This is a genomic window from Mediterraneibacter sp. HA8405 (assembly GCF_056148955.1).
The window spans coordinates 2,578,343-2,591,893 of the sequence record NZ_CM148758.1 but is presented as its reverse complement, the minus strand read 5'-3'; the positions used below and the strand labels follow the sequence as shown (position 1 = coordinate 2,591,893).

Sequence of the window (13,551 nt, the reverse complement as noted above, 5' to 3'; positions counted from 1 at the left end):
GCAGCTGTTCCGGCTGCTTCTTACTGTGTTATACTGATGCAAAAGGATGGCTTGAACAGCCTGTGCAGGGCAGAAAGGAGAAAACGATGTCAGTAAAAGGTGCAGTTATGGTTCCTCATCCGCCGCTGATCGTACCTGCGGTGGGGCGAGGGGAAGAGAAAAAGATTCAGGCCACAGTGGATGCCTATCATCAGGCGGCCCGGCAGATTGCGGCATGGAAGCCGGATACTGTGGTTATTACATCTCCCCATTCCGTTATGTACGCGGATTATTTTCATATTTCGCCGGGAAAGGGCGCCAGGGGAAACTTCGCCCGGTTCCGTGCGCCGCAGGAAGAGTTTCAGGCAGAGTATGACACAGAATTTGTCCGGGTGCTGTCTCAGGAAGCAGAGGCAAGAGACATCCCGGCGGGCACGCTGGGGGAGCGGGATAAAAGTCTGGATCACGGAACTATGGTGCCTCTGTATTTTCTGAATCAGTATGATACCGATTACCGGCTGGTGCGGATCGGCCTGTCAGGACTCTCGCTTACAAAACATTATGAGCTGGGAGCGTGTATAAAAAAGACGGCAGAACTTTTGGGACGGAATACTGTAATTATCGGAAGCGGCGACCTGTCCCATAAGTTAAAGGAAGACGGACCCTATGGATTTCAGAAAGAAGGACCGGAGTACGATGCCCGCATTATGGATGTGATGGGACGGGCCGCGTTCGGAGAACTTTTTGATTTTTCCGAGGAGTTCTGCGACAGGGCGGCAGAGTGCGGCCATCGGTCCTTTACGATTATGGCCGGGGCGCTGGACGGGCTTTCGGTAAAAGCAGAGCGCCTGTCCCATGAGGGGACATTTGGCGTTGGATACGGCATCTGCACTTATGAAGTGACGGGCCGGGATCCAGAGCGGCATTTTCTGGAACAGTATTTTCAGGAGCAGAGAGAGAAGATCAGAAAGAGAAAGATGGCAGAAGATCCGTATGTTTCTCTTGCCAGACAGACGATAGAGACATATGTGAAGACGGGAGAGAAGATCAGAGTTCCGCAGAATCTGCCGGAAGAGATGTACTCCGGGCGTGCCGGCGTATTTGTATCCCTGAAAGAGGACGGCCGCCTCAGAGGCTGTATCGGAACCATTGCTCCGGTACGGGAGAATATTGCCCGGGAGATTATCGAAAATGCCATAAGCGCGGCTGTAAGGGATCCACGGTTTCATGCAGTGGAGCCGGAGGAACTGGACCGTCTGGTATACAGTGTGGATGTGCTGGGAGATACAGAAGAAATTGATTCTGCGGAAGAACTGGAAGTGAAGCGGTACGGCGTTGTTGTGAGCAGGGGACGCAGAAGAGGCCTGCTTCTTCCGAATCTGGAGGGCGTGGATACGGTGGAGGAACAGATCCGTATTGCAAAGCAGAAAGCCGGAATTCCGGATGAGGCTGAGGACGTCCGTCTGGAGCGGTTTGAGGTGGTGAGACACTTTTGACAGAATATGAGAAAAGAGCAGTATGTCCCGTCTGCCCTCATCACTGCAGCTTAAAAGAAGGCCAGTACGGCAGATGCAGGGCAAGGAAAAATGAAAAAGGAAAGATTATCTGCAGCAATTACGGGAAAATAACAGCGCTGGCGCTGGATCCTGTTGAAAAGAAGCCCCTCCGGCATTTCTTCCCGGGAAGCATGATTCTGTCAGCAGGCAGTTATGGCTGCAACCTCGCCTGTCCTTTCTGCCAGAATTATCAGATCTCCATGGCGGGATCCGAGGAGAAAGAGACGGCCCATTATGTGACAGATGAAGCAGCTGCGGGAGTTCCGGATTTCCGGGAAATAACCCCGGAGGAACTGGCAGAGCTGGCGAAGGATCTTCGCGGCAGAGGAAATATCGGTGTGGCCTTTACCTATAATGAACCTCTGGTCGGATACGAATTTGTCCGTGATACAGCGCGCCTGGTGCAGGAGCGGGGAATGAAAAATGTGCTGGTTACAAACGGAACAGCAGAGCTGCCTGTGCTGGAAGAAATTCTGCCTTATATAGACGCCATGAACATTGATTTAAAAGGATATACCCGGGATTACTACCGGAAACTGGGCGGAGATCTTGATACAGTGAAGGCTTTTATAAAGCGTGCGGCGCAGGTCTGCCATGTGGAACTTACTACTCTGATTATTCCGGGAGAAAATGATTCCATGGAGGAGATGGAGCGGCAGGCCGGATGGATTGCCGGAGTGGATCCGGATATTGTCCTTCATGTGACCCGGTTCTTCCCCAGATACCGGATGACGGACAGGAAAGCCACTGATGTGGAACTTATATACCGTCTGCGGGACGTGGCGGGGAAATATCTGAAGCATGTATATACCGGGAACTGCTGAAAGCAGATCCTGAAGCAGGAAAATTATGATTTCTGATGAAGCTGTGAGGACGATTTGTTGTCAGCACAGCTTCTTATGTTTTACAGAACTGCATTTTTACGCTATACTATACAGGCAATATCAGAAAAAGCTGCACAGGATACCGGATCGTCTGATCCGTATGGCGGGGAATCTGTGCAGAACAAAGAAATGAGAGGATAAAAGATTATGGCAGTTTTTCGTGCGGTTTACAATATACTCTGGGGAGATATTATTACGATCCCCCTGCCCGGCGGCAGTTCCCTGGGGCTTTCCCTTCTGGTGATTATTCTTGTCCCGGCAGGACTTTATTTTACAATACGGACGAGGTTTCTCCCGTTCCGGCTTTTCCCGGAGATGCTCAGAGTAACCCTTGAGAGCAATAAAAAGACAGACAAAGAAGGAATTTCCGGCCTGCAGGCCCTGATTGTCTCTACGGCCTGCCGGGTAGGCATGGGAAATCTGGTAGGCGTGGTGGCGGCCATCTCGGCCGGAGGAGCAGGAGCGGTATTCTGGATGTGGGTAATCGCGCTTCTGGGGTCTTCCACCGCATTTATTGAAGCCACACTGGCACAGATCTATAAGGAAAAAGATCCCCTTTACGGCGGATACCGGGGCGGCCCGGCATACTATATTCATCGGCTTTTTGTTAAAAAGGACAGTCTGAGGAAACATTCGGTGATAGCGGTGCTGTTTGCTCTTTCCGGACTGATCTGCTGGTGCGGCATCAGTCAGGTAATCGGCAATTCCATCTCATCTTCCTTTGAGAATGCCTTTCACGTGCCGCCGCTTTATTCTACCATTGTTCTGGTAGTAATTGCAGCGGTGATTGTGCTCCGGAAAAATGCGACCGTGAAGGTCCTGGATATTATGGTCCCCATTATGGCGGCGTGCTATTTCTTTATCACGCTTTTCATTATTGTAAAAAACGCGGGACAGCTGCCGGCTGTTTTTGAACGGATTTTTGCAGAGGCATTCGGCTTCCGTCAGGTTGTGGGCGGCGGCATCGGCGCGGTGATTATGAACGGCGCCAAGAGAGGGCTGTTTTCCAATGAAGCAGGCTCCGGTTCCGCACCCTGCGCGGCAGCGGCGGCGGACATCAGTCATCCGGCAAAGGAAGGACTTCTGCAGGCCCTGGGCGTGTTCATTGATACCCTTGTAATCTGCAGCTGCTCTGCCATGATTATGCTTCTGACGCCTGTGGGAATGACAGAGGGCCTGGAAGGCATGGATCTGCTGCAGACGGCAATGCAGTACCATTTAGGAGAGTTCGGGGTAATCTTTATCGCGGTGATTCTGTGGCTGTTCAGCTTTTCCACATTTCTCGGAATTCTGTTTTATGCAAGGCCCAATGTGGCATATCTTTTCGGAGATAACTGGCTGTCTCAGACCCTGTACAAGGTGCTGGCTCTTGTTATGCTCTTTGTAGGCGGCCTGGCTGCCTACCAGTTTGTCTGGGATCTGGGAGACGTGGGGGTAGGTCTGATGACCGTGTTTAATATGATCGCTCTTATTCCCCTTGCTCCGAAAGCTCTTGCGTCGCTGAGAGATTATGAGAAAAATGAGATGAGGAAATAAACAGTGAGGTGACTGCCGGTGAAAAAGATACTGATTATTGAGGATGACGCCACATTGCGGGAGGAACTGCGTCTTCTGCTGGAAAACGGCGGATATGCGCCCTGCGTAACCACAGATTTTGAGAATGCGGCTGACGAGGCGGCGCGGATCCGGCCGGATCTTGTTCTGCTGGATATCCTTCTGCCGGATGCCAATGGCCAGTCCATTCTCCGGGACATCCGTTCCGGATCGGATGTCCCTGTGATTATGCTGACAAGCCGCAGTACGGATGCAGATGAGATTATCAGCCGCAGCAGCGGGGCAGACGACTACGTGACGAAACCCTATAATCCCGCACTTCTTCTCCTGCGGATTGAGACTGTCCTCAGAAGGACGGGCGGGCGCGGCAGCGAGGAGGAACTTACCTACCGGGGGATGCGGCTGAATCTTCTGAGAAGTTCTGTCACATATAAGGGAGCTGAGACGGTTCTGTCCCGGAATGAAATGAATATTCTGCACTGTCTTCTGAAAAAGAGGGGAACGATTGTATCCCGGGATGAGCTGATGGATTATCTGTGGGACCGCAGTGACTTTGTAGATGACAATACGCTGACAGTCAATATCAACCGTCTGAGAAAGAGACTGGAAGGGCTGGGCTTTCCGGATGTGATCGAGACAAGACGGAAGCAGGGGTATATGCTTATATGAGACCGGGAATATATATAAAAGATCATATTTACCATATTCTGCTGTGGGCGGCAGGGATTCTTCTGGCAGACGGAACCGTATATCTGTTTGGCGGAAGCTCTGCGCTTCTTGTTTTTCTGACCGTGATTCTGGCAGGCACATGCGGGGCTGTCTTTTATTACGATTTTTCACGGAAACGGCGGTTTTATGATGATCTTCTGGGAAAACTGGAACGTCTTGAGGAAAAATATCTTGTGGCGGAGATGATGAAGGAGCCGGGATTTCTGGAAGGGAAGATTCTCTACCATTCCTATGTGGACATTCTGAAATCCATGAACGACGCCATCGGACGGCATGAACGGGTCAGCGGAGAGTTCCGCCGGTATGTGGAAACATGGATCCATCAGGTCAAGCTTCCCATTGCAAGCGCAAAGCTTATTCTTCATAATAATCCCGGTGAAACCGGGAGACGTCTGAAGGAACAGCTTTCAAGAATTGAAAATGACGTGGAGCAGGTGCTGTACTACATCCGCAGTGAAGTGCCCCAGAATGATTACAGTATCTCTTCCTGTTCGCTCCGGGAAATCGTGGAGGATACGGTGAGGGAAAATAAGGACAGTCTGATACTGAATCAGTTTTCTGTTTCCGTGGACGTGGGAGAGCAGTACGTGTATACGGACCGGAAATGGCTTGCTTTTATGCTGGGGCAGATCATCAGCAACAGCGTAAAATACTGCCGGGAGGAACAGCGGAAGATCCGGTTTTTTACAGAGGAAGATGCAGAAGGAAATGTAATTCTGTGGACAGAGGATAACGGATGGGGAATTGACAGCGCGGATCTGCCCCGGATATTTGAAAAATCCTTTACCGGGAAAAACGGCAGACGGCTCTCTTCTACCGGAATGGGACTTTATATCTGCAGCAGGCTGTGCGGGGAGCTGGGACACCGGATAACGGCCCGCTCCGAAGCAGGAGAGTATACCAGAATCGGAATTACCTTTGGAACAGGGAAAGCCGGGGAAAGCGGCTAGGAGACTGGTAGAAAATAAAGAAAATGCATGGGCATACAGAAGAGCGGAAAGGTCTTTTGTATGCTCTTTTGTTCTATAAGAAAAGCTTCCGGGCTGTCCTGCAGAAAAATGCTGCCCGGGGTGTTGCGGAAGAGGGAAACTTACGGATCTGTAAGTTTATGAAATCCATTTCAATGGCGCAGAAATGCAGGAGAAGGTATGCTGTATATAAAGAAAAACGTGTGTATGCGCGGACAGAAAGGATGGATTGTATGAGCGGACTGCTGCGAGTAGAGAATCTTGTAAAATATTACGGGAACAGGTCAAGTCTTACGAAGGCGCTGAATGATATATCCCTGAATGTGGAGGAAGGGGAATTTACGGCAATTATGGGGGCCTCCGGTTCCGGCAAAACTACGCTTCTGAACTGCATCTCCACCATTGACCGGCCTACGGCCGGGCATATCTATATTGACGGGGTGTGTACCTCAAAGCTGAAGCGCAATGCACTGGCGGACTTCCGCAGAGATCAGCTGGGATTTATCTTTCAGGAGTTTAATCTGCTGGATACACTGACAGTTTGTGACAACATTGCCATTGCCCTGCAGATTCAGAAATGCGCGCCGAGAGAAGTGCGGGGAAGGGTGCGGGAAGCGGCAGAAAAGCTGGGAATTGAAGATGTACTGGACAAATATCCCTATCAGATATCCGGCGGGCAGAAGCAGAGGACGGCGGCGGCCCGGGCAATTGTTACACACCCTTCTCTGATTCTTGCCGACGAGCCTACCGGAGCGCTGGATTCCAGAAACGCGCGGCAGCTTCTGGACAGTCTGGAAAAGCTGAACCGGGAGGAAAACGCAGCCATTCTGATGGTAACCCACGACGCATATACAGCCAGTTATTCATCAAGAGTTCTGTTTATCAAAGACGGCAGACTTTTCCATGAGCTGAGGCGGGGAAAAGAGGACAGAAAAGCATTTTTTGAACAGATTATGAATGTGACAGCCCTTATGGGAGGTGATCTGAATTATGCTGTTTAGCCTTTCATTAAAAAATATCAGAAAGAGCATAAAAGATTATTCGATTTACTTTTTTACCCTGCTTCTGGGCGTCTGCATTTTTTATGTGTTCAATGCCATCGGCGACCAGACGGCCATGATGGAATTGTCTGGAACCAAATCCCGTATTGTAAATACTATGAATACCGCGCTTTCCGGCATGAGCGTGGTTGTTTCCCTTATTCTGGGCTTCCTGATCGTCTATGCCAGCCGTTTTCTGATACGCAGGAGAAAGAAGGAACTGGGAATTTATCTCACGCTGGGTATGAGAAGAAGCGCGGTTATCCGGATCCTGCTGACAGAGACGATCCTGATCGGGCTGCTTTCTCTGGGCGCCGGCCTTCTGATCGGCATCGGGCTGTCTCAGTTTATGTCGCTGTTTGTGGCGAATATGTTCGAGGCGGATATGAGCAGGTTTGTGTTTACCATCTCTCTGGCAGCTGTCGGAAAAACGATCTGCTATTTTGTGATTATCTACCTTGTTGTGATTGTTATGAATATTGTGGTTGTGGCCAGATCCCGGCTGATCCGTCTGCTGGTGGCGGAGCGGGTGCAGGAAAAGGTACATCTGAAAAATCCGGCGGTCAGTTTTTTTCTGTTTCTGGCAGCCTGCGGCATGCTTGCTTTCGCGTACTACAATGTGACGGCCAATCAGGAGGCGATGGAGACCCAGGGCGATGTGATGCTTCAGCTTATCCTGGGAATCGCCGGGACCTTTCTGATCTTCTGGTCTGTATCCGGATTTGTCCTGGCAATTGTCAAAAAGATTCCGGGCATATACAACAGACGGCTGAATTCCTTTGTGCTGGGTGAGGTAAGCGCCCGGATCAATACCTCGGCAGCCGCAGGCTCGATTATCTGTCTGCTGCTTTTCGCGACCATCTGTATCCTGTCCGCGGCATTTACTCTGAAAGCGGACAGGGAAAGTCGGATGGAAAATCAGGTTCCTGTGGATGTGTGCATGTGGCGGTCTGTGCCGGAGGGGACAGAGTATGATACAGATGAAAGTGTAAGAGCGGTTCTTGAAGAAAAGGGATTTGATATGGAAGCGCTGGATGTGAGGGGAGAGTTCGTCATATATAAGAGAGCCGAGGCGACCAAGGGTGTGGTAATGGGAAGCTTTATGGAACGTCTGCTGGAACGGGATCCTACATTTCAGGCCATGGCGGAAAATCCGGTGGAGATCATCCGGGCAGGTGATTACAACAGAGCGGCCGGCATCTACGGCTTTGAGCCGGTAAAACTTGGCCCGGATCAGTATGCCGTAAGCTGTGACTATCCTTCCATGCAGGAATTTTTCAATCAGGGACTGATGGAAAACGATACGGTTGAAATATGCGGAAGGACACTGAAAGCGGCTTATCCGGAGTGTGTGGAAGGGTATATACAGATGAGTTATTCCGAGTCCAACATGGGACTTCTTGTAGTGCCGGACGACCTTCCTCTGACGGAACAGGACGTATTTCAGAGCTGTCTGATTTCAGACTATACGCCGGAATATGATAACCGGGATTTTTATTCCTGGATGGATGACGGCGGATTTGAAAAACAGATAAATGCCGGTCTGACAGATACAGAGTCCGGCAGCGGACAGGAAGATCAGGGCGTGGTTCAGATCAGTACCAGATCCCGCATTTATGACGACAGCATCGGCTCCAGCGCAATGGCAGTGTTTATTGCCCTGTATCTGGGATTTGTGTTTATTGTCAGCGGGGCGGCGATTCTTGCCCTGAAGGAAATGTCCGATGCCATAGACAGCAGGGGAAAATACCGGATTCTCAGGCAGCTGGGAGCGGAAGAGAAGGAAGTGAACCGGGCGCTGGTGATCCAGATGGGTATCTTTTTCGGCTTTCCGCTTCTTCTGGCAGCGGTGCATTCTATTTTCGGCATTCAGGTCAGCTATACCATGCTGGGAATCTATGCCTCTGTGGACTCCCTGCCGCCTCTGATTATTGCGGCAGTGCTGATCGGGATCCTGTATGGAGGATATTTTGCAGTATCGTATCTGTGCTGCAGGCGGGTGATCGGAGAGTAGTTTACTGCCTGCTGTTATTCTGGCAGTAGAGAAGAAGTATTCAGAAAAAGAGAAAACAGAGCTCTTTTTATAAAGTTGTATTGCTTTTTGCGGACAAAAGCAATACAACTTTTTATTTTTCTCCAAAAACTTAAAAAAAATTTTATAAATACTGCGAATTGTATTGAAAGTTGTTTTGTTATATAGTGTAATAGTAGACAGAATATCTTCTTTAATCAGAGGGGAGTGGAAAGCCGGATATGCAGAAAAAATATGAGACAGTTGTATTCTGGGTGCTTGATGAAATTGAAAGCGGAAATTTAAGCTACGGCGACCGGCTTCCTTCTGAAAAGGATCTGATGGAAAAGTTTCAGGTAAGCCGACAGACGATCCGCAGAGCGTTGGAAGTTCTGGCGGAAAAGGGAACCGTTGAGGGACGAAGGGGGAGCGGCACTTATGTAGCGGTCAACCGGAGACGGCGCGTACGGAGAGAAATCCGGATCGCGGTAATGCCTACTTATGTGGACACCTATATATTCCCGTCCATTATAAGAGGGATTGAGTCTGTGTTTTCCAGAGAGGGATGCACGCTTCAGCTTTCAGTGACCAACAATACAGTGGAGCGGGAGCGGATGTTTTTAAAAGAATTCCTTAATACTCAGTCTGTTGACGGCGTTATAGCGGAAACAGTAAAAAGCGGACTCCCAAGTCCGAATCTGGAACTATATGACAATCTTGAGAAGTCCGGAATTCCGGTTCTGTTTATTAACAGCTTTTACAGTGAGCTTAATATCCCGCATATCAGTCTGAACGACAGAAAAGCCGGATATGCTGCCACAAAACACCTTCTGGACTGCGGACATACACGGGTGGGAGGCATCTTCAAGGCGGATGACGGTCAGGGACATCTTCGTTATGCAGGGTATACAGACGCTCTGATGGAACGGGACATAAAGGTCCGGGGCGGCAAGATCATATGGATGGATTCCGAGGAAATCCGTGATATGGAAGAAGACGGAAGCCGGATTCTGAAACGGCTGAAAGGCTGCACAGCCTGCGTCTGCTACAATGACGAGATCGCAAACCATCTGGTAGATATTCTTACAAAAGCAGGACTGCGGGTTCCGAGAGATATCTCTATCGTAGGAATTGATAATTCCAGCCTGGCACAGTTCTGCAGCGTACCGCTTACTTCGGTACGCAACCCGGTGGAAGAGCTGGGGCGCGCGGCGGCGGAATGCATGGTCGCGAAGATCTGCAGGAATCAGGAGATGAAAACCGAAGAATTCGAGCCGGAACTTGTGATGCGCAATTCTGTCCGGGTGATCAGCGAGGTATCCTGACAGAGATAATCAGTTCTGATAAAAACACCGGAAAAGAAACGGTGTTTAAAAATAGAAAGGAGACAAAAATTATGCTGGAACAATTAAAAAAAGAAGTGTATGAGGCAAACATGCTGCTTCCCAGGTACAACCTGGTAACATTTACCTGGGGAAATGTCAGCGGAATCGACAGGGAGTCAGGACTCTTTGTTATCAAGCCGAGCGGTGTGGAGTACGATCTTCTCAAACCGGAGGACATGGTTGTTATGGATCTTCAGGGAAATAAGGTAGAGGGAAGATACAATCCGTCTTCTGACACACCGACTCATCTGGTGCTGTACAATCGTTTCAAAGATATCGGCGGTGTGGTTCATACACATTCAGCATGGGCTACAAGCTGGGCTCAGGCAGGCCGGGATATCCCATGCTACGGAACAACACACGCAGATTATATTTACGGCGAGATCCCCTGTGTGCGCAATCTGACAAAAGACGAGATCGAGGAAGCTTATGAGAAAAACACAGGTGTTCTGATCGCGGATGAATTTGAGGCAAGGAAGAAAGATCCCATAGCCGTACCGGCAGTACTGTGCAAAAATCACGGTGTATTTACATGGGGCAAAGACGCTCATGAAGCAGTTCACAACGCAGTTGTGGCAGAAGAAGTAGCAAAGATGGCTGCAAGATGCGAGATGATCAATCCGAATGTAACGCCGGCTCCCCAGGAGCTTCAGGATAAGCACTATTACAGAAAACACGGAGCAAATGCTTACTACGGACAGAACAACAACTAGTGCTGCGCCGCAGGTAACAGGGACAGTTTATTTGTTCCGGATTATAAAGAAGTCAAAACAGGAGGAAAACAAACATGCTGAAACAAAAAGAGTACAAATTCTGGTTCTGCACAGGTTCTCAGGACTTATACGGAGATGAGTGCCTTGCACACGTTGCCGAACATTCAAAAATTATTGTTGAAAAGCTCAATGAGTCCGGTCTGCTTCCCTATGAAGTAGTCTGGAAGCCGACACTGATTACAAATGAGCTGATCAGAAAGACATTCAACGAGGCAAATATGGATGAGAACTGCGCAGGCGTTATTACATGGATGCACACATTCTCACCGGCAAAATCCTGGATCCTCGGCCTCCAGGAATACAGAAAACCGCTGCTTCATCTGCACACTCAGTTCAATCAGGAGATTCCGTATGACACTATTGATATGGACTTTATGAACGAGAACCAGTCCGCTCACGGCGATCGTGAGTACGGCCATATCTTCAGCCGTCTTGGAATTGAGCGCAAGATTGTTGTGGGGCACTGGACAGATGAAAATGTACAGAAGAAAATTGCATCCTGGATGCGCACTGCTGTAGGTATTATCGAGAGCAGTCATGTGCGTGTCATGAGAATTGCAGACAATATGAGAAATGTTGCTGTAACAGAAGGCGACAAGGTAGAAGCTCAGATCAAATTCGGATGGGAGATCGACGCATATCCGGTTAACGAGATCGCAGAGGCAGTTGAGGCAGTCAGTGAAAGCGATGTGAAAGCGCTGGTTGACGAGTATTATGACAGCTATGAAATTCTTCTTGAAGGAAGAGATGCAGACGAGTTTAGAAAACATGTGGCAGTTCAGGCACAGATCGAGATCGGATTCGAGCGTTTCCTGGAGGAGAAAGACTACCAGGCAATCGTAACACACTTCGGTGATCTGGGCAGCTTAAAGCAGCTTCCGGGACTTGCAATCCAGAGACTGATGCAGAAAGGCTACGGCTTCGGCGGTGAGGGCGACTGGAAGACAGCAGCTATGGTCCGCATTATGAAGATCATGACACAGGGCATGAAGGATGCAAAAGGAACCTCCTTTATGGAAGATTATACATACAATCTGGTCCCGGGCAAGGAAGGAATCCTTCAGGCTCACATGCTTGAGGTGTGCCCGACAATTTCCGACGGCCCTATCAGCATTAAAGTGAATCCGCTTTCCATGGGAGACAGAGAAGACCCGGCAAGACTGGTATTTACAGCAAAAGAAGGTCCGGCAGTTGCTACATCTCTCATTGACCTTGGAGACAGATTCCGCCTGATCATCAATGACGTAAACTGCAAGAAGACAGAAAAACCGATGCCGAAGCTTCCGGTCGCGACAGCATTCTGGACACCTGAGCCGAACCTGCAGACAGGCGCAGAGGCATGGATCCTCTGCGGCGGAGCTCATCACACAGCGTTCTCCTATGACCTGACATCTGAGCAGATGGGAGACTGGGCAGCAGCTATGGGTATCGAAGCTGTTTACATTGATAAAGACACAACTATCCGCAACCTGAAGAATGAGCTGAGGTGGAACAGCATTGCATTCAGAAAATAGTTAGCGGTTTACAACCCGCCTGTCCGACTGTATAATAACAAAAGAGGCGGTGCCGGATTTTGTGGCACCGCCATACAAAACAGTCGGAAAAGGAGCAGAAATCATGAGTATAAAAATTGGTATTGCAGGCTATGGAAATCTTGGAAGAGGCGTGGAGTGCGCCATAAAGCAGAATCCGGATATGGAGCTTGCGGCAGTATTTACCCGCAGAAATCCGGAGAGTGTGCAGATTCTCACGGAGGGTGTTCCGGTGTGCCGGATAGAGGATGCAGGAGAATGGAAAGACAGGATTGATGTTATGATCCTCTGCGGGGGAAGCGCTACAGACCTTCCGGAACAGACCCCTGCCTTCGCAAAGATGTTTAACGTGATTGACAGTTTTGATACCCATGCAAAAATACCGGAGCACTATGCAAATGTTGACGCGGCGGCAAAAGAGGGCGGAAAAGTGAGCATCATTTCCGTGGGCTGGGATCCGGGAATGTTTTCCCTGAACAGACTTTATGCCAACGCGATTCTTCCGGATGGAAAAGATTACACATTCTGGGGCAAAGGAGTCAGCCAGGGACACTCTGACGCCGTGCGCCGGGTGGAAGGCGTAAAGGATGCCAGACAGTATACGATTCCTGTAGAGTCATCGCTTGAGGCGGTCCGCGAGGGAAAGAATCCGGAGCTTACCACAAGAGAAAAGCACACAAGGGAGTGCTTTGTCGTGCTGGAAGAAGGCGCAGATGCGGCAAAAGTAGAGGAAGAGATCAAGAACATGCCGAATTATTTCTCGGATTATGACACTACCGTACATTTTATCAGTGAAGAAGAACTGCAGAAAAATCACAGCGGAATTCCTCACGGCGGCTTTGTCTTAAGAAGCGGAAAAACCGGCTGGAACGGAGAAAACAGTCATCTGATCGAGTACAGCCTGAAGCTGGATTCCAATCCGGAGTTTACCTCTTCTGTTCTTGCGGCATATGCCAGAGCAGCCTACAGACTCTCCTGTGAGGGTGTATCCGGATGCAGGACAGTGTTCGACATTGCACCGGCTTATCTGAGCGAAAAGAGCGGGGAAGAATTAAGAAAGATGATGCTGTAACAGCGGCATCTCTCCCTTGCGGAACAGTCGCGGCTGTTCCGGAGGAAATAAAAGCTGTTTTTAACAGA

General features: G+C 49.6%; 11 protein-coding genes. All 11 read left to right on the top strand.

Going from position 1 to position 13,551, the window contains the following annotated elements:
• Positions 1–86: 86 nt before the first annotated feature.
• The 11 genes from amrA (at position 87) to AC0QUU_RS12150 (ending at position 13,483) form a co-directional block, all read left to right on the top strand.
• Positions 87–1,475, top strand: a complete 1,389-nt coding sequence (amrA, locus tag AC0QUU_RS12200) for an AmmeMemoRadiSam system protein A (protein WP_474543134.1) — start codon at positions 87–89, stop codon at positions 1,473–1,475.
• Positions 1,472–2,359, top strand: a complete 888-nt coding sequence (amrS, locus tag AC0QUU_RS12195) for an AmmeMemoRadiSam system radical SAM enzyme (protein ID WP_474543132.1) — start codon at positions 1,472–1,474, stop codon at positions 2,357–2,359. Before amrA ends, amrS begins: the two co-directional genes overlap by 4 nt.
• 207 nt (positions 2,360–2,566) lie before the next feature.
• Entirely contained in the window at positions 2,567–3,955 is a 1,389-nt protein-coding gene (locus AC0QUU_RS12190) for an alanine/glycine:cation symporter family protein (protein ID WP_474543129.1), read from the top strand.
• A gap of 18 nt (positions 3,956–3,973) precedes the next feature.
• Entirely contained in the window at positions 3,974–4,642 is a 669-nt protein-coding gene (locus AC0QUU_RS12185; protein ID WP_474543127.1) for a response regulator transcription factor, read from the top strand.
• Positions 4,639–5,652 carry an ATP-binding protein gene (locus tag AC0QUU_RS12180; protein ID WP_474543125.1) on the top strand — a complete coding sequence of 338 codons (1,014 nt, stop codon included), beginning with the start codon at positions 4,639–4,641 and terminating at the stop codon, positions 5,650–5,652. The genes AC0QUU_RS12185 and AC0QUU_RS12180 overlap by 4 nt, the downstream gene beginning before the upstream one ends.
• A gap of 251 nt (positions 5,653–5,903) precedes the next feature.
• Positions 5,904–6,671, top strand: a complete 768-nt coding sequence (locus tag AC0QUU_RS12175; protein ID WP_474545578.1) for an ABC transporter ATP-binding protein — start codon at positions 5,904–5,906, stop codon at positions 6,669–6,671.
• Positions 6,661–8,724 carry an ABC transporter permease gene (locus AC0QUU_RS12170; RefSeq protein WP_474543124.1) on the top strand — a complete coding sequence of 688 codons (2,064 nt, stop codon included), beginning with the start codon at positions 6,661–6,663 and terminating at the stop codon, positions 8,722–8,724. The genes AC0QUU_RS12175 and AC0QUU_RS12170 overlap by 11 nt, the downstream gene beginning before the upstream one ends.
• A 239-nt stretch (positions 8,725–8,963) precedes the next feature.
• The gene (locus AC0QUU_RS12165) at positions 8,964–10,046 is read left to right on the top strand and encodes a GntR family transcriptional regulator (RefSeq protein WP_474543122.1); all 1,083 of its coding nucleotides are present in this window, start codon (positions 8,964–8,966) and stop codon (positions 10,044–10,046) included.
• Positions 10,047–10,117: 71 nt separating this feature from the next.
• Positions 10,118–10,819, top strand: coding sequence for an L-ribulose-5-phosphate 4-epimerase (locus AC0QUU_RS12160; protein WP_474543120.1), 702 nt, complete (start codon positions 10,118–10,120; stop codon positions 10,817–10,819).
• A 74-nt stretch (positions 10,820–10,893) separates the two neighbouring features.
• Positions 10,894–12,393: an L-arabinose isomerase gene (gene araA / locus AC0QUU_RS12155; RefSeq protein WP_474543119.1), complete on the top strand. Its 1,500-nt coding sequence runs from the start codon at positions 10,894–10,896 to the stop codon at positions 12,391–12,393.
• A 103-nt stretch (positions 12,394–12,496) separates the two neighbouring features.
• Positions 12,497–13,483, top strand: a complete 987-nt coding sequence (locus tag AC0QUU_RS12150) for a diaminopimelate dehydrogenase (protein WP_474543117.1) — start codon at positions 12,497–12,499, stop codon at positions 13,481–13,483.
• Positions 13,484–13,551: the final 68 nt, after the last annotated feature.